Annotated in this window: 24 protein-coding genes and 1 tRNA gene; 7 read left to right on the forward strand and 18 right to left on the reverse strand. The window is 66.4% G+C overall.

Features of this window, described 5'->3' with window-relative positions:
* Positions 1-5: 5 nt before the first annotated feature.
* Positions 6-2,786 carry an MMPL/RND family transporter gene (locus ACZ50N_RS20655; RefSeq protein WP_464475686.1) on the forward strand — a complete coding sequence of 927 codons (2,781 nt, stop codon included), beginning with the start codon at positions 6-8 and terminating at the stop codon, positions 2,784-2,786.
* A 218-nt stretch (positions 2,787-3,004) separates the two neighbouring features.
* Here the strand turns inward: ACZ50N_RS20655 and ACZ50N_RS20660 are convergent, their stop codons facing one another.
* Both ACZ50N_RS20660 and ACZ50N_RS20665 read right to left on the reverse strand, forming a co-directional pair.
* Positions 3,005-4,009: a cation diffusion facilitator family transporter gene (locus tag ACZ50N_RS20660; RefSeq protein WP_464473654.1), complete on the reverse strand. Its 1,005-nt coding sequence runs from the start codon at positions 4,007-4,009 to the stop codon at positions 3,005-3,007.
* Positions 4,006-4,404, reverse strand: a complete 399-nt coding sequence (locus tag ACZ50N_RS20665; RefSeq protein WP_464470104.1) for an ArsR/SmtB family transcription factor — start codon at positions 4,402-4,404, stop codon at positions 4,006-4,008. The genes ACZ50N_RS20660 and ACZ50N_RS20665 overlap by 4 nt, the downstream gene beginning before the upstream one ends.
* Before the next feature lie 98 nt (positions 4,405-4,502).
* Between ACZ50N_RS20665 and ACZ50N_RS20670 the strand changes: the two genes are divergently transcribed.
* Together ACZ50N_RS20670 and ACZ50N_RS20675 are read left to right on the forward strand one after the other, a co-directional pair.
* Positions 4,503-4,910 (forward strand): DUF302 domain-containing protein, encoded by a 408-nt coding sequence (locus ACZ50N_RS20670; protein WP_464470103.1) that lies wholly within the window; start codon positions 4,503-4,505, stop codon positions 4,908-4,910.
* Between the two features lie 66 nt (positions 4,911-4,976).
* Positions 4,977-6,440, forward strand: coding sequence for a multicopper oxidase family protein (locus tag ACZ50N_RS20675; RefSeq protein WP_464473655.1), 1,464 nt, complete (start codon positions 4,977-4,979; stop codon positions 6,438-6,440).
* Between the two features lie 130 nt (positions 6,441-6,570).
* Here ACZ50N_RS20675 and ACZ50N_RS20680 read toward each other — a convergent pair whose 3' ends face one another.
* The 7 genes from ACZ50N_RS20680 to ACZ50N_RS20710 all read right to left on the reverse strand — a co-directional run bounded on the left by ACZ50N_RS20680 (position 6,571) and on the right by ACZ50N_RS20710 (position 11,575).
* Positions 6,571-6,873 (reverse strand): hypothetical protein, encoded by a 303-nt coding sequence (locus ACZ50N_RS20680; RefSeq protein WP_073684511.1) that lies wholly within the window; start codon positions 6,871-6,873, stop codon positions 6,571-6,573.
* Between the two features lie 36 nt (positions 6,874-6,909).
* Entirely contained in the window at positions 6,910-7,191 is a 282-nt protein-coding gene (locus tag ACZ50N_RS20685) for a hypothetical protein (RefSeq protein WP_073684512.1), read from the reverse strand.
* Between the two features lie 159 nt (positions 7,192-7,350).
* Positions 7,351-7,426, reverse strand: a tRNA-Ala gene (locus tag ACZ50N_RS20690).
* Between the two features lie 52 nt (positions 7,427-7,478).
* Positions 7,479-8,492: a divisome protein SepX/GlpR gene (gene sepX, locus ACZ50N_RS20695; RefSeq protein ID WP_073684513.1), complete on the reverse strand. Its 1,014-nt coding sequence runs from the start codon at positions 8,490-8,492 to the stop codon at positions 7,479-7,481.
* 153 nt (positions 8,493-8,645) lie between these two features.
* Positions 8,646-9,299: a GNAT family N-acetyltransferase gene (locus ACZ50N_RS20700; RefSeq protein ID WP_048423719.1), complete on the reverse strand. Its 654-nt coding sequence runs from the start codon at positions 9,297-9,299 to the stop codon at positions 8,646-8,648.
* A gap of 21 nt (positions 9,300-9,320) precedes the next feature.
* Positions 9,321-10,589 carry a molybdotransferase-like divisome protein Glp gene (gene glp / locus ACZ50N_RS20705; RefSeq protein WP_046361876.1) on the reverse strand — a complete coding sequence of 423 codons (1,269 nt, stop codon included), beginning with the start codon at positions 10,587-10,589 and terminating at the stop codon, positions 9,321-9,323.
* Positions 10,590-10,651: 62 nt separating this feature from the next.
* Positions 10,652-11,575, reverse strand: a complete 924-nt coding sequence (locus tag ACZ50N_RS20710) for a UTP--glucose-1-phosphate uridylyltransferase (protein WP_046361877.1) — start codon at positions 11,573-11,575, stop codon at positions 10,652-10,654.
* A gap of 65 nt (positions 11,576-11,640) precedes the next feature.
* Between ACZ50N_RS20710 and ACZ50N_RS20715 the strand changes: the two genes are divergently transcribed.
* From ACZ50N_RS20715 to ACZ50N_RS20725, 3 genes are all read left to right on the forward strand, one after another.
* Entirely contained in the window at positions 11,641-12,228 is a 588-nt protein-coding gene (locus tag ACZ50N_RS20715; protein WP_464473656.1) for a 5-formyltetrahydrofolate cyclo-ligase, read from the forward strand.
* 72 nt (positions 12,229-12,300) lie between these two features.
* Positions 12,301-12,654: an FmdB family zinc ribbon protein gene (locus tag ACZ50N_RS20720; RefSeq protein ID WP_073684515.1), complete on the forward strand. Its 354-nt coding sequence runs from the start codon at positions 12,301-12,303 to the stop codon at positions 12,652-12,654.
* A 68-nt stretch (positions 12,655-12,722) separates the two neighbouring features.
* Positions 12,723-13,382 (forward strand): SAF domain-containing protein, encoded by a 660-nt coding sequence (locus tag ACZ50N_RS20725; protein WP_046361880.1) that lies wholly within the window; start codon positions 12,723-12,725, stop codon positions 13,380-13,382.
* On the opposite strand, the gene ACZ50N_RS20730 is transcribed toward ACZ50N_RS20725, so the two are convergent.
* Complete coding sequence (locus ACZ50N_RS20730; RefSeq protein ID WP_464473657.1) at positions 13,383-13,679, reverse strand: hypothetical protein; 297 nt, start codon at positions 13,677-13,679, stop codon at positions 13,383-13,385.
* A 117-nt stretch (positions 13,680-13,796) separates the two neighbouring features.
* Here ACZ50N_RS20730 and mscL point away from each other — a divergent pair, with 117 nt between their 5' ends.
* Entirely contained in the window at positions 13,797-14,255 is a 459-nt protein-coding gene (mscL, locus tag ACZ50N_RS20735) for a large-conductance mechanosensitive channel protein MscL (RefSeq protein ID WP_046361905.1), read from the forward strand.
* 58 nt (positions 14,256-14,313) lie between these two features.
* Here the strand turns inward: mscL and ACZ50N_RS20740 are convergent, their stop codons facing one another.
* The 8 genes from ACZ50N_RS20740 to ACZ50N_RS20775 form a co-directional block, all read right to left on the reverse strand.
* Positions 14,314-14,826 carry a hypothetical protein gene (locus ACZ50N_RS20740; RefSeq protein ID WP_046361882.1) on the reverse strand — a complete coding sequence of 171 codons (513 nt, stop codon included), beginning with the start codon at positions 14,824-14,826 and terminating at the stop codon, positions 14,314-14,316.
* Between the two features lie 43 nt (positions 14,827-14,869).
* The gene (locus ACZ50N_RS20745) at positions 14,870-15,517 is read right to left on the reverse strand and encodes a porin MspA (protein WP_048423724.1); all 648 of its coding nucleotides are present in this window, start codon (positions 15,515-15,517) and stop codon (positions 14,870-14,872) included.
* Between the two features lie 204 nt (positions 15,518-15,721).
* Positions 15,722-16,369 carry a porin MspA gene (locus ACZ50N_RS20750; protein ID WP_048423725.1) on the reverse strand — a complete coding sequence of 216 codons (648 nt, stop codon included), beginning with the start codon at positions 16,367-16,369 and terminating at the stop codon, positions 15,722-15,724.
* A gap of 218 nt (positions 16,370-16,587) precedes the next feature.
* A complete protein-coding gene (locus tag ACZ50N_RS20755; protein ID WP_046361884.1) occupies positions 16,588-17,235 on the reverse strand; it encodes a porin MspA in 648 nt (215 codons plus the stop codon).
* A gap of 86 nt (positions 17,236-17,321) precedes the next feature.
* Complete coding sequence (locus tag ACZ50N_RS20760) at positions 17,322-17,969, reverse strand: porin MspA (RefSeq protein WP_111509534.1); 648 nt, start codon at positions 17,967-17,969, stop codon at positions 17,322-17,324.
* 393 nt (positions 17,970-18,362) lie between these two features.
* Positions 18,363-18,530, reverse strand: a complete 168-nt coding sequence (locus ACZ50N_RS20765) for a hypothetical protein (RefSeq protein ID WP_164481791.1) — start codon at positions 18,528-18,530, stop codon at positions 18,363-18,365.
* A gap of 160 nt (positions 18,531-18,690) precedes the next feature.
* A complete protein-coding gene (locus ACZ50N_RS20770) occupies positions 18,691-19,188 on the reverse strand; it encodes a MogA/MoaB family molybdenum cofactor biosynthesis protein (protein ID WP_046361886.1) in 498 nt (165 codons plus the stop codon).
* A gap of 77 nt (positions 19,189-19,265) precedes the next feature.
* Positions 19,266-20,609 carry a S1C family serine protease gene (locus ACZ50N_RS20775; RefSeq protein ID WP_046361887.1) on the reverse strand — a complete coding sequence of 448 codons (1,344 nt, stop codon included), beginning with the start codon at positions 20,607-20,609 and terminating at the stop codon, positions 19,266-19,268.
* Between the last annotated feature and the right edge of the window lie 129 nt (positions 20,610-20,738).

Below are 20,738 nucleotides of genomic sequence, written 5' to 3' on the forward strand. Positions count from 1 at the left end.
CACCCATGCGGTTCATCCGCCGGTTCGCCGTGCCGATCGTGCTGGCCTGGCTCGCGTTGACCGTCGTCCTCAACGTGGCGGTTCCGCAGATCGAGACTGTCGCGCGCAACCATGCGGTCACCATGTCACCGCAGGATGCACCGGCCATGATCGCCGCCAGGGACATCGGAGCGACGTTCCACGAATCCGATTCGGACAGCATCGCGATGATCGTGCTCGAAGGAGAGGGCGAACTCGGCACGGCGGCGCGCCAGTACTACGACCGCTTGGTGCGTGCCCTGCGCGCCGACATCGAACACGTGCAGCACGTCCACGATGTCTGGGGCGATCCGCTGACGGCGGCCGGCGTGCAGAGCCGGGACGGCAAGGCCGCCTACGTACAGATCAACCTGGCGGGCGACCAAGGCAGTACCCAGGGCATCGCGTCGATCGAGTCGGTGCGCGACATCCTCGACCACTCTTCGCCACCCGCCGGGCTTCGGGTGTACCTGACGGGACCGGCCGCGTTGACCGCCGACATGAACGAGGCCGCCGACAAGAGCATGCTCATCATGATGGGCGTCACCGGCGTCGTCATCATGGTCATGCTGCTGATCACCTACCGGTCCGTGTCGACGATGCTGCTCGTCCTCGTGATGGTCGGGCTCGAGATGGGTACCGCCAGGGGCCTCGTCGCGCTGCTCGGCGACAACGGCATGCTCGGATTCTCGACATTCGTCGTCGCGATGTTGTCCTCGCTCGCCATCGCGGCAGGAACGGACTATGCGATCTTCCTGATCGGCCGCTATCAGGAGGCTCGACGAGCAGGCCTTGATCGAGAAGCCGCCTACTACAGCATGTTTCGCGGCACATACCACATCATCCTCGGTTCGGGACTGACCATTGCCGGCGCAACCCTGTGCCTGCATTTCGCACGGTTGTCGTACTTCAAGGCACTCGGCATCCCCTCGGCCCTCGGGCTCGTCGTGGTGGTCGCCGGAGCACTCACCGCCGCGCCCGCCGTGGTCGTCATCGCCAGCCGCTTCGGATTGCTGGACCCCACCCGCCCGGTGAATGTGAGGAGGTGGCGGCGGATCGGCACCGCCACCGTCCGGTGGCCGGGTGCAGTGTTCGCCGCGACACTTGCCGTCGCGCTCGTCGGCATCGCCTTCGTCCCGACCATGAAGGTCAACTTCAACGACCGCTACTACATCTCGCAGGATCTCCCCTCGAACGTCGGATATGCGGCTGCGGAGCGCCATTTCACCGCCGCGACAATGAATCCCGACATCTTGATGGTGCAGACCGATCACGACATGCGCAACAGCGCCGACATGATCGTGCTCGACAAGATTGCCAAGGAGATCTTTCGCACCCCCGGTATCGCCATGGTCCAGAGCATCACACGACCACTTGGTGGCCCGATCCAACACACGTCGATTCCGTTTCAGATCAGCGCCTCGTCGATTCCGATTCAGCAGAACCTGCAGTTCATGAAGGACCGCACGGCCGACATGCTCACGATGAGCGACGATCTCGGCGACATGATCGCCGCGATGCAGCGGTTGCAGGCCTCACTGGCGCGCATGGGCGAGGTCACACACCGCATGGTCGACGACACCGCGGAGATCAAGACGGCGATCGACGAGGTGCGCGATCACCTGGCCGACTTCGACGATGTGGTGCGCCCCCTGCGCAACTATTTCTACTGGGAGCCGCACTGTTTCAACATCCCCGCGTGCTCGGCGATCAGATCCGTCTTCGACGCGATGGACGGGGTGAACACGTTCAGCGACAGCATGACGGCATTGGTGGGCGATATCCGGGACGCCGACGCAGTCATTCCCGACATGCTGGCGCAGTTCCCGCCCGTCATCGCGATCGCCGAATCCCTGCGCAACACGCTGCTCACGATGCACAGCAGCTTCGCGGGGCTGATCACGCAGATGTCCGAGATGACCGACACGGCGAGTGCGATGGGCCAGGCGTTCGACACCTCGAGAAGCGGCGACTACTTCTATCTACCGCCGGAAGCGTTCACCAATCCCGATTTCCAACGCGGATTGGCGCTGTTCCTCTCACCGGACGGCAAGGCGGCCCGCTTCATCATCACCCACGAGAAAGATCCGGCCACACCCGCTGGAATCGCCTCGGTGACACCCACACTCGAGGCGGCCCATCAGGCCGTCAAGGGCACCAATTTGACGGACGCGACCTTCTCCCTGACCGGCACTGCCGCGATATACCGGGACATCCAGTCGGGGTCGCAGTACGACCTCCTGATCGTGGGCATCGCCGCACTGACACTCATCTTCGTCGTGATGGTGCTGATCACCAGGGCGCTGGTGGCCTCGCTGGTGATTGTCGGCACGGTGCTACTCTCTCTCGGCGCTGCGTTCGGTCTGTCGATTCTGGTGTGGCAGTATCTGTTCGGGCTCGAATTGAACTGGATTGCACCGGTCTTCGGCCTGATCATCCTGCTGGCGGTCGGCTCCGATTACAACCTGCTGCTCGTCTCCAGGTTCCAAGAGGAGATCGGCGCCGGATTGCGCACGGGGATCATCCGGTCGATGGGCGAGACCGGCGCCGTGGTGACCGCGGCAGGTTTGGTGTTCGCGTTCACGATGATGTCGATGGCGGCCAGCGATCTGATCTCGATCGGGCAGGCGGGCACCACGATCGGCATCGGCTTGCTCTTCGACACCCTCATCGTGCGATCACTGATGACCCCGTCGATCGCCGCCATGCTGGGCCGCTGGTTCTGGTGGCCCCTGAGAGTTCATACGCGCCCGGTCCGCACGGTGTGACCGGTCGAACCCCGTGAAAGAAAGGACACATCGTGTGCCGAGCAGTTCAGTGCCGCACGTGCGGAAAGACGACATGGTCAGGCTGTGGGAACCATGTCGACGCGGTGCGCCGTAGCGTGCCCGCCGGCCAGTGGTGTGGCGGTCATGACGCCGCACCTTCGGCAGCAAAGAGATGGAACCCGTTCCGTAAGAGCTGAATCCGGCGGCGTTCCAGTGACTTACGTCGCGGGATAGGCATGCACCAGCGCCGAGGACAGTTTCGGCACCGCATGCGTCAGGGAGTGTTCAGCGTCGTGTGCGATGCGATGCGCATCGGCGAGACTGACGTTCGGGTCGATGTCGAGTTCGGCGTCGGCGTGCAGGCGATGCCCGATCCACCGCATCTTCACGCTGCGGACGGAGGTGACGCCCGGTTCGGCCGCCAGCGCCGCCTCGGCGGAATCGACGAACCGCGGATCCACCCCGTCCATCAGACGACGGAAGATGTCGCGAATCGCCGTGCGCAGCACGGCGAGGATGGCGACGGTGATCACGAGCCCGACCAGGGGGTCGGCGAGAGGAAAGCCCAATGTACTGCCGGCTGCGCCGAACAACACCGCCAGCGACGTGAAACCGTCAGTGCGAGCATGCAATCCGTCGGCGACCAGAGCCGCTGAGCCGATCTTCCTGCCGACGCGGATCCGGTACAGGGCGACCCACTCGTTGCCGAGGAAGCCGACCAGGCCCGCGACGGCGACCCAGCCCACATGCTCGATGGGCACCGGGTTGATCAGGCGGCGCACGGACTCGATGCCCGCGATGACTGCGGACAGCGCGATCATCGCGACGACGAACAGGCCGGCGAGATCCTCGGCGCGGCCGAATCCGTAGGTGTAGCGCCGCGTCGCCGCCCTGGTGCCCAGGGCGAACGCGATCCACAGCGGAATCGCGGTGAGGGCGTCGGAAAAGTTGTGGATGGTGTCAGCGAGCAGCGCCACCGACCCGGAGATGGCGACGATCCCGATCTGGGCGAGTGCTGTGGCGCCGAGGACGAGCAGGCTGACCTTTACCGCGCGGATTCCGGCGGCGCTCGATTCCAGCGCGCTGTCGATACTGTCGCCGGCGTCGTGGCTGTGCGGGGCGAAGATCTCCCGCAACGCACCGCCGACCGTGGTGCCGTGGTCGTGGCCATGGTGGTGGCCGTGATCTGAGTCGTGGTCGTGATGGTGAGCCTCGTGAGTCATGCCCGCTGCCCTTCGTTCGTGTCGGAGTGCAGAACCGCGAGCTCGGAGTCGTCGCGGTGGTGGCCGGGAACACCGGGTCCGGCGTGTTCGGCGTTGAAGACGGCGTCGGTGACCAACTGCCGCACGTGCTCGTTGTCGAGGCTGTAGTAGATCGTGGTGCCCTCGCGTCGGGTACGGACCAAACGCGCCATGCGCAGTTTCGCCAAGTGCTGGGACACCGAAGGGGCGGGCTTCCCGATGTGACCGGCGAGGTCGCTGACCGACATCTCACGGCTGCCCAGCGCCCACAGCACCTGCACCCGCGTGGGATCGGCGAGCATGCGGAAGACCTCGACGACCAGGTCGACCTGGTCGTCCGGCAGCCGCCGAGTGCATCCGCCTTTATCTGCATGCATACGCAGATAGTAGAGAGGCTGCTCTTCGTCGCACAACCGTGAATACCCCCAGTAGTATCATGGAGGAGCCCGACGACGTGCCCAACCAAGGAGCAGACATGAGCTACGCGCTGTCGACCACCGTGCACACGACCTTCGCGGACGCGGTCGAGCGCACCCGTCACGCGCTCGCAGAGCAGGGCTTCGGCGTGCTCACCGAGATCGACATGAAGGCCACCCTGAAGGCGAAACTCGGCGAGGACATGGAGGACTATCTGATCCTCGGTGCCTGCAATCCCCCTCTCGCACACCGAGCCGTCGAAGCGGAACGCCAGATCGGGCTGCTCCTCCCCTGCAACGTCGTCGTGCGCACCGATCCGTCACAGCAGGGCGCGGTGATCGTCGACGCGATGGACCCGAAGGTCATGGTGCAGGTTTCCGAGAACCCCGAGCTTCGCGAGGTCGCCGACGAGGCGGCACGAAAACTGGAGTCGGCCATCGCATCTCTGGGCTCTGACGCCGACTGAACCTCGGCATCCGACGGGGACCTCGGACCCTAGCCGGGACACACCGGCGAGCGTAGATCTGCTCCCATGGCTTGCAGTCGACGCGCGTTCCTCTCGGGCACCGTCGCCGCGGCCGCGACGCTCACGGCCTGTGGCCGCTCCCCCTCGTCGCCCAGCACAGCCCGATTCGACCTGACTGCAGCGATCGAGCGCACCGAAGCGCAGCGCCCGCATTCAGGCCGCGCCGTGTCGACGACGCTGACTGCGCAGCGCTCACCCGTCGACCTCGGCGGTGTGAATGTCCGCACCCTCGTCTACGGCGACAGCGTGCCCGGCCCGCTGATCCGAGCAGACGTCGGCGACGACATCGCGGTGACGGTGCACAACCGCCTCGATCACCCGACGTCGGTGCACTGGCACGGCATCACGCTGCGCAACGACATGGACGGCGCGGCCCCTGCGACGCCCGACATCAGCGCCGGACAGTCGTTCACCTACCGGTTCTCCGCGCCGCGCCCGGGCACCTACTGGGCGCATCCCCACACCGGCCTCGACGCCGACTACGGCCTCTATCTGCCGGTCATCATCGACGACCCCCGCGAACCCGGCGACTACGACGCGGAATGGATTGTCGTACTCGATGATTGGACCGACGGTGTCGGGCCCGACCCGCAGCAGATCCTCGACGGTCTTCGCAGCCGAGGCATGGGCCACATGCCGAGCATGGGCGGGATGGATTCGCGCTTGCTCGGCGGGGACGCCGGCGACGTGCGGTACCCGGCCTACCTGATCAACGGGCGTGTTCCGGCGGCGCCGACCAGCTTCTCCGCAAAGCCCGGGCAGCGCATACGGATTCGCCTCGTCAACGCCGCATCCGATACCGCGTTCCGCGTCGCCCTGGCCGGCCACGCGATGACCGTCACGCACACCGACGGCTACCCCGTCGTACCCGCCGACGTCGACGCAGTGCTCATCGGCATGGGCGAACGCTACGACGTCGTCGTCACCGCAGGAGATGGTGTGTTCGCGCTGGTCGCAGCAGCGGAGGGTAAGGACGCACTCGCGCGGGCGCTCCTGACCACCGGGGCGGGCAGCCCGCCCGATCCTGCGTTCACACCGACGGAGCTGACCGGACGGGTGGGCACCGTCAGCATGTTCACCGCGTCCCCCGAGGCGAACCTCTGGTCGGGGCATTCCGACGTGAACCTCCAGGCCCGACTCTCCGGCGGCATGATGCGCTACGACTGGGCCATCAACGGACAGCCCTACGACAGCCACCAACCCCTCGGGATCAGACAGGGAGAGACGGCCACCCTGACCTTCGCCAACGCGACCATGATGTGGCACCCCATGCATCTGCACGGCCACACGTTCCAAGTCATCAGGGCCGACGGGAGCCCAGGCGCCCGCAAGGACACCGTGATCGTCCAGCCGAGACAGAACGTCGGCGTCGCACTGGTCGCGGACAACCCCGGAATCTGGATGTTGCACTGCCACAACACCTACCACCAGGCAGCCGGCATGATGACCAGCCTGGACTACACGGGATGACGAGCCGGCGGGCGGCCACCGACGACGTGAATGAAATGTGTGGAGCTAAGGGGAATCGAAATTCTTCTGCGAGAACTACTGCACAACGCTGTTCGCTCAGGCCCCGCTCTCGGGCAGGGGCTTTCTGCTGTCAGTAGCTCGGGCAGACCGACCGGAAGAGGGCCACGAACTGCTCGGGGTTGGCGTTCATCTCGTTGATCTGGTCGGGGTCGCTGGGCAGCTCGACGCTGACCTGGTGGTCACCGTTGCGGTTGTCCTCGCACAGGAACTCGAACCGGCCCTCCGTCGGATGGCTGCCCCAGGAAACTGTCGGTGCCATCAGCAGCACGGGCGACAGGATCGTCGTTGAGGCCATGATCTCCGACAGAATGAACTTTCGACCCTTCGGCAGCGCGACAAACCAGCTCGCGGAGCGGTCCCCCCGTTTCCCCATGACCTGAAGGTAGAACGCAGACGGCCTGTCTGTGAGCTAGGTGGCCGGGTTGCAGATCCGGTACCTCGTGGCGTCGAAGTCGTTGAGATCGACTCGCGGATCGTCTCGGGCGACGGTGATCTCCGTGCCCTGCGGGTCACAGCACACCCTGACGTTGTTCGCGCTCGACCCGAAGAGCCAGTCATGCGTCGGTCCGATCAGGGCGCCACCGATCACCACCATCGTGATGAAGCCGAGCCAGAAGCCTCGGCGTCTGCCCTTCCCTGCGCCGTCATACCACCGGGTGAAGGTGTCTCCCCACTTCGTGAATGTCGCCATGAGCAGGGAGAGTATGACGAGATCGATCCTCAGAACTGAGGGCGACCTGTGAACTGGTGCGCAGGGGTATCGCTGACAAGCTGTAGACCCGATTTGGTGACCGCCGTGTTGACGTCATTTTCATTTGGTCTCGCCTCAGGCCTCTGACCAGCTGTAATCTGGTGGAGCTAAGGGGAATCGAACCCCTGACCTACTCGATGCGAACGAGTCGCGCTACCAACTGCGCCATAGCCCCTGATACCGGTAGCAGGCTACCAGTCGCCGGTCACCGGCAGAAATCGCCTGGACTACTGCCCCGCCGCCCGCGGCAGGTCGTAGTGGCGGGCGAAGGCGACGTACTCGAGGTGCTCGAACTCAGGGTCCTCGTCGTCGATCTCGAGGACGGCGGCGCCGGGTCGGCGCAGCCGCGAAGGGACGACGTCGAACTCCTGATCGCTGGTGTTCTCGACCCCGAGGCGCGACCGCGCCATGCGCTGCGCTCGGCGGCGCCGCAGCTGCTCCTCGATGCGGGTCTGACGCCGCAGGTACGCCAGGTACAGCAGCGTGATCGCTGCGATGGTGCCGCAGGCCCACCACATCGACGCCGACCACGTGAACGCTGCCACCGCACTGGTGAGGATCAAGACCGCCATCACCGCCAGCGTGCGCGCCCGGAAACGGTATTTGCGGGCACTGACTGCCGCAGCGGTGTCAGTTTCACGCCGGCGGCGCCGCGCCTCACTGAGCGAGTCGGCGCCGCGCAGTCCGGGATCGGCCGGCGGCTCGAGACCTGAGGAGTCGTCGACGTACTCGTACTCGTCGTCGGCACGGACCTCATCGTCCGGCAGCTCCGCCTGCGGTTCGTCGTCATCGGCCGCGGACAGCTCTTCGGCATCCTCGAGATCCTCGAGGTCTTCTGCGTCTTCGCTGTGGGCTCGGACGACAGGCTCGTCGGCCGTCTGCTCCGCTTCCGCGATGGGCAGCGCACCGGATTCTTCGACGACGTCGACGTCGAGGTAGTCGGGCTCGTCGGCGTCGCGCGTGTCGTCGGCCACCATGACCACCGAACGGCCCGGCGCGTCGTCGGCCTGCGCCTCGTCGTCGTCGGCGGGCTGCCAGTGCGGATCGCTGCGATGCCCGGCAGCCGGCCCGCCGCGACGGCGCAATCGCGCGCCGGCGCCGCTGTTGAGCACCCGGGTGGCCAACGCCACGTCACTGGTGCGTCGCACGGCGTCGCGCTTGCTGATCAGCATCGGCACCAGCACGAACAGCCAGAGCACGACAAGGGAGATCCAGAGGAGAGATTGGGGGATGCTTGGCATGGCGCCTGCTCCTTTCCCCATCAGGCTAGGTCTGTTCGACCAGCGCATCCGTGAGCGGCGCGCCGGGACAATTACACACCTGTAATTCGCTGAGTACAAGCACCAAACGTCACACGTGTCACATCAGCCACAGCCGGCCGGGCAAAGGAGCGATCACGCCCACGACGCCCGCCCCGCACGCACCAGTGCAGAGGTCACCGAGCCGTTGACCTCTTCGATCGTCAGCGCCACCAGCAAGTGGTCCCGCCACGCGCCGTCGACGTCCAGATAGCGCCGCAGCAGGCCTTCCTCCCGGAAACCGGCCTTTGCCAGAACCGCCCGGCTCGCCCCGTTCTCCGGCCGCACCGTTGCCTCCACACGGTGCAGCATCACCGGCCCGAAGCAGTGGTCCAGACCCAGCGCCAACGCTCCGGTCGCGACCCCTCCCCCGACGAATTCCCGCGCCACCCAGTACCCGATCCACGCCGATCGCAGCGCGCCGTGGGTGACGTTCCCGATGGTCAACTGGCCGGCGAACTTTCCGTCGAGTTCGATGACGTACGGCAGCATCCGCCCTTTGCGAGCTTCGGCCCGCAATCCCGAGCACACCGCGGGCCACGACGAAACTGCGTGGCGCAGTTGCCAATCCATATCCGTCGAGGGTTCCCACGGCTCCAGATGAGCGCGGTCGGCCAACCGGATCCTGCTCCACTGCGCGGCGTCGCGTAGACGCACGGGCCGCAGCCGCACTTCCCCCGCGGCGACCCGCAGCGGGCCCACGGGCTGCGGCCACCCCGGGTGCTGCGAACGGGCGCCGAGGAGATTCATCACAGAAGGTGGATTCGGGTCTCAGCCGCGCTGAGCCAGGAACGCGACGTCGACGATCTCACCGGTGCGAATCTGCTCGGCGTCACTGGGCACGACCACCAGGCAGTTTGCTTCTGCCAGCGTGGCCAGCAGATGAGACGAGGAGCCCGGGGCACCGCCGAGCGCCTGCACCAGGTACTCACCGGTGTCCTGGTCGCGCATCAACTGTCCCCGCAGGTATCCCTTGCGGCCGACCACCGAGGTGATCGGCGACAACGCGCGCGCCTGCACGACGCGCCGCATCGGCTGCCGCTTGCCCAGCGACAGACGCAGAAGTGGCCGCACCATCACCTCGAAGACCACCAGCGCGCTGACCGGATTGGCGGGCAGCAGGAACACCGGTACGCCATCGGGTCCGAGCTGACCGAAGCCCTGCACCGAACCGGGGTGCATCGCGATGCGGGTCACCTCCATGTCACCCAGCTGGGCGAGCACCGACCGCACACTCTCGGCGGCCGCGCCACCGACCGCCCCCGCGATCACCACCGCTTCGGCCCGGCTCAGCTGCCCCTCGACGACCTCACGCAGTTGGGCGGGATCGGTGGGCACGATGCCGACGCGGTTCACCTCCGCGCCGGCGTCCCGGGCGGCCGCGGCCAACGCGTAGGAGTTGACGTCATAGACCTGGCCGTTGCCGGGAGTTCGCGAGATGTCGACGAGCTCACCGCCCACGCACATCACCGACAACCGCGGCCGAGGGTGCACGAGCACCCGCTCGCGGCCCACCGCGGCCAGAAGGCCGACCTGCGCCGGGCCGATGATCGCCCCGGCCCGCACGGCCACGTCCCCGGGTTGAACGTCATCGCCGGTCCGGCGGACGTACGCCCCCGAGCGCACGCCACGCAACACCCGCACCCGGGATTCACCGCCGTCGGTCCACCGCAGCGGAAGCACCGCGTCGGCCAGCGTCGGCATCGGCGCGCCGGTCTGGACACGCGCGGCCTGCCGCGGCTGCAACCGGCTCGGCGTCCGCGAGCCCGCCTCGATCAGGCCCATCACCGGAAGGCTGAGGTCGCGGTTCTCGCGCTCGTCACCGTCACCGCCATCCGGGCCACCGCCGATTCCCAGGACGTCGACGCTGCGCACGGCGTACCCGTCGATGGCCGCCTGGTCGAACCCCGGCAGCGGCCGCTCGGTGACCACCTCTTCGGCGCACATCAAACCCTGCGCCTCGGCAATCGCCACCCGCACCGGCCGCGGCGCCACCGCGGCCGCGGCCACCCGGGCCTGCTGCTCCTCCACCGAACGCACAGGATGCCTTTCTTCTGTTGAGCGCCTACGCGCTCCGCAGAAGATGCGCGTGATCGGTGGCGCTAGTGCTCGGCCGAATCCTGCCCGAGCCCCAGCCGCTCGACCAACCACCGCCGTAATTCGGGCCCGTAGTCGTCTCGCTCCAACGCAAAGTCAACCGCAGCCTTGAGGTAGCCCCCGGGATTTCCCAGGTCGTGTCGAGATCCGCGGTGGACCACGACGTGCACCGGATGGCCCTCCTCGATCATCAACGCGATGGCGTCGGTCAGCTGGAGTTCACCGCCTGCGCCCTTCGGAATGCGCCTCAGCGCGTCGAAGACCGCGCGGTCGAGCACGTAGCGGCCGGCCGCCGCGTACGGCGACGGCGCGTCCTCGACCTTGGGCTTCTCCACCATGCCCTTGACCCGCAGCACGTTCGGGTTGGCGGCGTCGGGGACGGTCTCGACGTCGAACACGCCGTAGGCACTGATGTCCTCGCGATCGACCTCGATGGCACACAGTACCGACCCGCCGCGCTTCGCGCGCACCTTCGACATCGTCTCGAGCACGCCCGTCGGCAGCACCAGGTCGTCGGGGAGCAGCACCGCGATCGCGTCCTCGTCGGGCGAGAGGCTGTCCTCGACACATCCGATCGCATGCCCGAGGCCCTTCGGCTCGGCCTGCACCACCGACTCGACCTTGATCAGCGCCGGCGCCCGTCGCACCTTTTCCAGCATCGCGTTCTTTCCGCGCGCCTCGAGCGTGCCCTCGAGCACCAGATCCTCGACGAAGTGCGCGACCACCCCGTCCTTGCCCTCGGACGTGATGATGATGAGTCGTTCGGCGCCGGCTTCGGCGGCCTCGGCGGCCACCAACTCGATACCGGGTGTGTCGACGACGGGAAGCAACTCTTTGGGCACCGTCTTGGTGGCAGGCAGGAAACGGGTTCCCAGCCCCGCGGCGGGGACGACCGCGGTGCGCGGTATGGGAACTTCAGGCCGATTCATCGTTCACACACTAACCTCTCGGGGTCGGTAGTTCTCCCCATACCCGGGACGCGGAAGGCTACTCAGTGCCCCTGACGAAAGCACAGGTACGCGCCGCAATCCTTGCTGCGCGTGCAGCCTCGACACCGCACCAGCGCGCCACCGAGGCCGCCGCCCTGACCGGTCATCTGCTCGCGTGGGTGACGCCCGGCTCGACGGTCTGCGCCTATGTCCCGGTCGGCACGGAGCCCGGCTCGGTGCAGCTGCTCGATGCATGGACCGACCGCGGTGTGCGGGTGCTTTTGCCCGTGTCGCGCCAGGACGACGACGGCGTGCCGCAACCTCTGCAGTGGGGCGCCTACCGTGCGGGCACACTGGTCCGGGCGGCGCTCGGACTTCGCGAGCCGGCGCCGCCGCATCTGCCGGCGGAAGCGGTGGGCGAGGCGAGCGCGGTGCTGGTGCCTGCGTTGGCCGTGGACCGTCGCGGGACGCGGCTGGGCCGAGGCGCCGGCTTCTACGATCGGACGCTGCAGTGGGCGGCCGCGACGGCGCCGCTGGTGGCGGTCGTGCGTGACGACGAACTGGTCGACGAGCTGCCGAACGACCCGCACGACGTTCGGATGACTCACGCCGCGACGCCCGGTCTCGGCGTCCTCGACCTGCGGCGGGAATGACAACCACCCGCTGGCGGTTCTAGCACTTGAGTCGGTAGAGTGCTAACAAGTGTGACGACCTGGGAGGAAGCTGTGCCCACCTATTCTTATGCGTGCACCGAGTGCGACAACAAGTTCGACGTGGTGCAGGCGTTCACCGACGATTCGCTGACCGAGTGCCCGCAGTGCAACGGTCGCTTGCGCAAGGTGTTCGGCAAGGTCGGCGTGGTCTTCAAGGGCAGCGGCTTCTACCGCACCGACAGCCGTGAGTCCGGCAAGAGCTCGACCGGTTCCAGCGCGAAGAGCAGCAGCTCCGAGTCCAGCTCGTCCGCGTCCTCGGACAGCTCCTCGTCGAGCTCGTCATCGAGCAGCTCGTCGAGTTCGACGGACAGCTCGTCGAAGTCCTCGAGCTCGTCCTCGGCGCCGGCAGCTGCCGCGTCCAGCTGATCCCCCCGTTGTCCACAGGGCGCGAACACGCCGCTGACGGGGCTCGCCTGACGTCTTAGCGTGGCCGCATGCCCGGCTCGCTCGATCCCACCGCACTGCACCGGCTGTCTCGCGCAGTGCGCCCCGACTGGTCGCGCACTGTGACCGCTCGTCGCGTTCTGGCGGGCGCCCTGGTGCTGCTCGCCGCTGCCGCGGCGTGGCGCGACGATCCTCGTGACGACCGCATCGACGTCGTCGTCGCCGCCCGAGACCTCTCCCCCGGCACCGCATTGAGCGCGCAGGACGTGCGCCTCGAACAACGCAGCGCCGCAACCGTTCCGGACGGGGCGCAAACCCATGTCGACGACGTCGCGGGGAGCACGCTGGCCGGCCCTGCCCGCCGCGGTGAGGCGCTGACCGACATCCGGCTCCTCGGGCCACGGCTGGCCGAATCGACGGCCGGCCCCGACGCTCGCCTCGTCGCTCTGCCTCTGGCTGATGCCGCACTCCTCGATCTGCTGCGTGCCGGCGACGTCGTCGACGTGGTGGCCGCCCCGGCGTCGGGCGGCAGCGACACGGAGGCTCGAATCATCGCGACCGATGCGGTCGTGGTTCTGGTGTCGAACAAGAGTGGCGGAATCACCTCGCAGAACGGCAATCGTGTTGTCCTGGTTGCCCTTCCGTCTTCATCAGCCAAGACGGTGGCGGGTGCGGCCTTGATGCAGGCCGTCACCGTGACGCTGCACTGATCACTTCACGGTCAGATAGATGACGCTGCCCGTCCTGGTCAGATGCTGATCTTCGAAGTTGGCGTCCCACAACCGCTTCCAGATGTCTGGGCCGGTGGTCATGTTGACCACCGCCGCCTCGTCGAGCGGAACTCGTGACTGGCGCGTGACGATGACCCGGTTGCCTGCGGCCTCCAGTTCGCTGATGGTGTCCTCGGCGCTGGCCGCGGTGGGCGCGGCGAGTGCCGGTGCCGCCAGTCCCAGCGCCAGAGCGGTGAGGGCGGTGGCTGTTGCGGTGGCGATGCCGATTGTGCTCATGCCTGTTAAACCCGCAGCTCAGGGCGATCATTCCGGTGGCAGAAAGTGTTCGGTCGGTGGCAGTAACGACTAACGTGGAGCCCTGTCAGTCCGCATTCTGCCATCGGGAGGATGAGCATGATCAAAGGGTTCAAGGAGTTTCTCGCACGCGGCAACGTGATCGATCTGTCGGTGGCGGTCGTCATCGGCACCGCGTTCACCGCTCTGGTGAAGGCCTTCACCGACAGTGTGATTCAGCCGCTCATCGACCGAATCGGTGCCGGTGGCGACAGGGAGTACGGGATCTTGAAGATCCCGCTGGGCGCCGACAAGTATGTCGACTTCAATGCGGTGCTCTCCGCCTTCATCAATTTCCTTCTGGTGGCGGCCGTCGTCTACTTCGTCATCGTGCTTCCGTACAAGAAGCTCCGCGAGCGTGGCGAGGTGGAGCAAGCGCAGGACACCGAGCTGAGCCTGCTCACCGAGATCCGAAACCTGCTGCAGGAGACCAACGGTCCGGCAGGAAAGCACGTCAGCGGTCCGGGTACCGGCCCCAGCCCGGATACCGCGACACACACCAGCGCGGACCGCGACTGACCGCATACACAACAAAAGGCCCCCGGCTTTCGCCGGGGGCCTTTTGCGTGAGAGTCGATCAGGGGTTGTTGATGTCGAACGGGATCGCCATCCAGTTCGCGCACCACGGGCCGTCGTACACGCAGGCGCTGATGTCACCGGCAGCACCGGAGAACACCCATGCCTTCGTGCCGGGGACGCCACGCGTCGAGGTGCGAACCTCGCCGCCCTGCGAGGCCAGAGCCTCGCCGAACCCGGAGGTGCGGACCTCGCCCTGCGCCATGACGCCCGACGAGCCGTTGGCCACGTCGGGCGAGCGGACTGCGCCGTCGGCCTCGCGGCCGTTACCCGGCGTCGAGGGATCAGCAGACATGTCGTCGGCGCTGGCAGTGCCCACACCGATTGTCATGAGCGCGGCGGCAGCGGCCAGACCGCTCAGCCCCATTGCGATCGGCTTCGCCAACCGCGCGGAAACGGAAGTACCGTACTCGGCCACCGGCCGTCCCTTCTCTTTGAACTGGTTGAAGCTAGGTCCGCTCAGATTACCAGTGTCGAGCGCTTCGTGCGCAGGTAGCGCAATGTTGAGAATCATCTTCCTCACCTTGAGTTTTCCCTTGCCGAAGTGGGTAATCCACTTAGTTCATGTTCCAGGGTTCTCCGTAGGTGGTGACGCTGTCGCCGTCCTTGGAGATCAGCCGCGCGTAGGGACGCAGCAGCACGCCGCCGGCCGCACCCGTGACGGTTCCGTGGGCGTTCGACACCGCGACGGCGCCGTGGTCACCGGAGACGTCGACCGAGAACGTCGCGACTTCCTGGATGCCCGGGCCGTTACCCAGATCCGCAGAGATCGAGACACCGGGCAGCAGCGGCGGCGTCGAGATCGGCGGGAACAGATCGATGGCTCCCTGAGAGGTACCGATGACGTCCTGCGCGTCGAGCGCGATGTTCGGCGTGGTGTAGCTGAAGTTGATGCCCACACCCAGCGACCACGGGAAGCCGATCTGATAACCCAGCTCCAACGTGCCCGCGAAGTCCTTGGCCCCGTCACCCACGACCGAGTAGACCGCCTTGCCCGAGTGGAACCACTCGCGGGTCAGCCGGTTGCGGTCAAGGGGGAACACACCATTGAGGAAGGTGTCCCACTGCTGGATGGTCAGGGTGCGGCCCTTACCGTCCACGAGACTCAGTTCGTTGTCCAGCCCTGCGTGCGATGTGCCGGTGCTGACGAGCAGCGCCGCAACGCTCATGCTCAGTGCTACCAACACCCGGATGATCAGCTTCATGCTCTCCTCAGCCCGTTGACGGTGAATTATTGGAAAATTTCTCATCTTTGAGGAGACGAAAGTATCTAGCCGGGCACCGCACCGCTTGTCCGCCAAGCTGTTTGGTAACCAATTGCCAGGCTGGTCACAGGTAGCGGGAGACGACGGTCACAAAAGCGGCCCCCGACTGTCGTCAGGGGCCGCTTCCGCGGAGAGATCGAGAAGTCAGTTCATGTTCCAGGGTTCTCCGTAGGTGGTGACGCTGTCGCCGTCCTTGGAGATCAGCCGCGCGTAGGGACGCAGCAGCACGCCGCCGGCCGCACCCGTGACGGTTCCGTGGGCGTTCGACACCGCGACGGCGCCGTGGTCACCGGAGACGTCGACCGAGAACGTCGCGACTTCCTGGATGCCCGGGCCGTTACCCAGATCCGCAGAGATCGAGACACCGGGCAGCAGCGGCGGCGTCGAGATCGGCGGGAACAGATCGATCGGGCCCTTTGCCGTGCCGATGATGTCCTGCTGATCGAGTGCGATGTTCGGCGTGGTGTAGCTGAAGTTGATGCCCACACCCAGCGACCACGGGAAGCCGATCTGATATCCCAGCTCCAACGTGCCCGCGAAGTCCTTGGCCCCGTCACCCACGACCGAGTAGACCGCCTTGCCCGAGTGGAACCACTCGCGGGTCAGCCGGTTGCGGTCAAGGGGGAACACACCATTGAGGAAGGTGTCCCACTGCTGGATGGTCAGGGTGCGGCCCTTACCGTCCACGAGACTCAGTTCGTTGTCCAGCCCTGCGTGCGATGTGCCGGTGCTGACGAGCAGCGCCGCAACGCTCATGCTCAGTGCCACCAGCACCCGGATGATCAGCTTCATGCTCTCCTCAGCCCGTAGATCGATTGGGGTCTCGTCATCGAGGAGATGAAAGTAACCAGCCGTTGCGCCGGACTGCTTGCCCGCCAAGCTGTTTGGTATTCACTTACCAACCTGGTCACAGACAGGGGGTCCATCCTGGACGTGTCAGAGTCCACCTGGGCCGTACACAAAAGCGGCCCCTGACCGAAGTCAGAGGCCGCTTCTGGAGAACCGTTACATCAGTTCATGTTCCAGGGTTCGCCGTAGGTGGTGACGCTGTCACCGGCCGACGAGATCAGCCGTGCGTAGGGACGCAGCAGCACACCGCCGGCAGCGCCGGTCACCGTGCCGTGCGCGTTCGACACCGCCACCGCGCCGTTCGGGCCGGACACGTCGACGGTGAACGTCGCGACTTCCTGGATACCGGGGCCGTTGCCCAGGTCCGCCGAGATCGACACGCCCGGGAACAGCGGCGGCGTCGAGATCGCCGGGAAGAGGTCGATGGGGCCGACTGCGGTCCCGATGACGTCCTGGCCGTCGAGCGCGATGTTGGGGGTGGTGTAGCTGAAGTTGATGCCCACGCCCAGCGACCACGGGAAGCCGATCTGGTAACCCAGCTCCAGGGTGCCCTCGAAATCATCGGCGCCCTCACCGGCCACGCTGTACACAGCCTTGCCCGAGTGGAACCACTCGCGGGTCAGCCGGTTGCGGTCAAGGGGGAACACGCCGTTGAGGAACGTGTCCCACTGCTGGATCGTCAACGTCCGACCCTTGCCATCGACCAGGCTCAGCTCATTGTCCAGCCCTGCGTGAGAGGTGCCAGTGCTCACGAACAACGCAGCGATGGCCGCGACCATCGCGATCAGTACCCGAGAAATTGTCTTCATGGTGATCCTTTTCAGGTGGTGAGAGCGACGGAGTGCCGGCCTCGAAGGACCGGCACTCCACCGAACTCGTGGGCGATGCCCGTGGGTCAGTTCATGTTCCAGGGTTCGCCGTAGGTGGTGACGCTGTCACCGGCCGACGAGATCAGCCGTGCGTAGGGACGCAGCAGCACACCACCGGCAGCACCGGTCACCGTGCCGTGCGCGTTCGACACTGCGACCGCGCCGTTGGGGCCGGACACGTCGACGGTGAACGTCGCGACTTCCTGGATACCGGGGCCGTTGCCCAGGTCCGCCGAGATCGACACGCCCGGGAACAGCGGCGGCGTCGAGATCGCCGGGAACAGGTCGATGCCCACGCCGTCGACACCGATGACGTCCTGGCCGTCGAGCGCGATGTTGGGGGTCGTGTAGCTGAAGTTGATGCCCACGCCCAGCGACCACGGGAAGCCGATCTGGTAGCCCAGCTCCAAGGTGCCCTCGAAATCATCGGCGCCCTCGCCGGCCACGCTGTACACAGCCTTGCCCGAGTGGAACCACTCGCGGGTCAGCCGGTTGCGGTCAAGGGGGAACACGCCGTTGAGGAACGTGTCCCACTGCTGGATCGTCAACGTCCGACCCTTGCCATCGACCAGGCTCAGCTCATTGTCCAGCCCTGCGTGAGAGGTGCCAGTGCTCACGAACAACGCAGCGATGGCCGCGACCATCGCGATCAGCACCCGACTGATTGCCTTCATGTTCTCCCTTGCTCAGTAGAACGGGTCCCCATGTCGGGGCACCGGTTGCTCGTGCCTGGCCGTACCGCTACACCACACACCTCGCAAGAACTTCATGTGAGTGGAATTAAAAACCCCACATTTTGTTCTTACGAATTACTCATCGTTTTGACGAGAGGAACATAACGAGGAGGCATCCGACCGGCAACGCGTACGTCCGTGTGGTGTCGCGAGACGCACGACGCGGCCAACGTTTGCTGACGACCCCTCGAGAGACAGCGACCCCCTCCTCGCGACGACGGGGCTCGGCAGAAGAACTCCGTCGCTGATCTTGACCCCGCACCAACGTCTTCGCGTTCCGCGGCGACGGCGTTACACCAGGTTCCTGAAATGGAGCTGTGGTGAACCTACAGGTCAGCCGTGATCGCCGTGATGAGGCGGAATGTTGTCCCGCAGCCAGCGGTCCCGGTCGTCGTCGTCTCCAGCCCGGTCCGGATCGCGTTCACCGGTCGGCATCTCAGGCAATGTCTCACCGAACACCTTGTTAACTACATCGCGCGACGGCCGCGACTGCTCGGTCATTGAGCCCACCCTGTGTGACAAAGATCACACCCGAGCCGGGATGGCAGTTCACTTTCCGTTAACACTGCTGGTCCGACGCATGGTCCGGACACGGAAACGCGGGTCGGAGAGGAAGCTCCTCCGACCCGCGTGTGGACTAGCTCCTGCCAGCCCATGGCGTTTAGATCTCCAAACTGGATAGCTGCGCGATGATGTGCGCGGCCAACGGCCCGAGTGTCGCCATCCCGTCGCGCACCGCAGCCCGGGACCCGGCGAGGTTCACCACCAGAGTGCTCCCAGACACGCCCGCGAGACCGCGCGAGAGCCCGGCGTCCGCGGTGCCCGCCGCGAGGCCCGATGACCGCAGCGCCTCGGCGATGCCGAGAAGCTCTCGGTCGAGCAGATCGCGCGTCGCCTCCGGGGTGACATCGCGCGGCGTGACACCGGTACCACCGACCGAGATCACGAGATCGACGCCGCCGATGACGGCGGTGTTGAGCGCGTTGCGGATCTCGACCTCGTCGGAGGAGACCACGATGACGCCGTCGACGACGAATCCGGCCTCGCCGAGCAGTTCCGTGACAAGAGGCCCGCTGTGGTCCTCTTCATCACCGTGGGCGGTGCGGTCGTCCACGACGACGACGAGAGCCCGGCCGACCAACGTGTGGGGCTGTTCCATGGGCACAACCGTATATGTCGGCACGGACAGCGGCGCAGCCACTCGAAGCGTCGGCCGTGGCGGTCCCTGGACCACCCTCACTGTGCGGCCTTACCCAAGGTGACGTCGACCGTCTGCGGCTTCCCGGAGGGGTCCAGATAGGTCAGCGTCACCTTGTCTCCTGGCGCCTTGGACCGCACCGCGGCGACAAGGGCATCAGCGCTGTCGATCACCCGGTCGTCGAGTTTGGTCACCGTCACCCCGGCGGGAAGTCCCGCCGAGGACGCCGCGCCATTCGGGGTGACCTCGACGATCTTGGCCCCGTCTCCCCCGGCGTTGTTGCCCACCTGGACACCCAGCGACGCGCGCGTCGCGCTGCCCGTCTGGATCAGTTCGTCGGCGATCCGTTTGGCCTGGTCGACGGGGATCGCGAAGCCCAGACCGATCGAGCCGCTCTGTGTCGCACCGGAATCGGCGCCCATGGTGGCAATGGCGGAGTTGATGCCGACCAGCTCACCGTTCATGTTGACCAGAGCGCCGCCGGAATTGCCGGGATTGATGGCCGCGTCGGTCTGGATCGCGTCGAGCACTGTGTTCTGGTTCTGCGCATCGCCTCCGGCCGCGACCGGGCGGTTCAGTGCACTGATGATGCCGGTGGTCACGGTGCCTTCCAGACCCAGCGGCGATCCGATCGCCACCACATCCTGGCCGACCCGCAGATTCGCCGACGAGCCGATCGCTATCGGCGTCAATCCGGAGACCCCCTTCGCGCGGACCACGGCGATGTCGCTGCCCGGATCGGTGCCCACGATGTCGAACGCAGCGGTGCGGCCGTCGGAGAACGTGACCTTGGTCTGCGGCCCACCGCCCGGCGCCGCCGCGGCGGCGACCACGTGATTGTTGGTCAGGATCAGCCCGTCGGCGGAGAGGATGACACCCGAGCCCTCCTCGGACTGGCGGCCCTCGTTCACTTCGAGCTTGACCACACTCGGCACGACCTTCGCCGCGACCTGCTCCACCGAGCCATTGGGCACGCTGGCGGCGGGCTGGCTCGGCGCCGCGCCCGACGCGCTGAAGCCCGTCGAACTGTGGGCCGGGTGCACCAGCGTCGCGACACCACCGCCGATGCCCGCGGACACGATCGCCAGGGCCACGGCTCCCGCGGCGAGACCTGTTGCGCGCGAACGCTTCTTGGGCGTCGGTGCGGCAGGCGGGAAACCGGGCCGCGGGTACGGGTTCGGCATCGGCGCCCCGGGGTAGGGATCGTAGGGCGAGCGGTAGGCCTGCCGTTGCTGCTCCGTCGCGTACCGCCAATCCCAGCCGGGTTGCTGCTCATGGGATCCGGAGCGCACGGGGCCGACCTGACCTTGGGGCGCCTGGCCACCCATGCCGGGCTGCTGACCCGGATGCTGACCCGGTGAGTACCTCGGATGGTTGGTCATGTCGCTGCGGTGTCTTCCTCGAGTAGGGGATGGTGTACGTCGTCAACGAAGTGCGTGGCTCAAGAGTGCCCACCTGTGCTGAGAGTGCCCTGAGATTCACATCGGTACACGCCCAGATTCTGCCGGGCT

The organism is Mycolicibacterium obuense, from assembly GCF_055397605.1.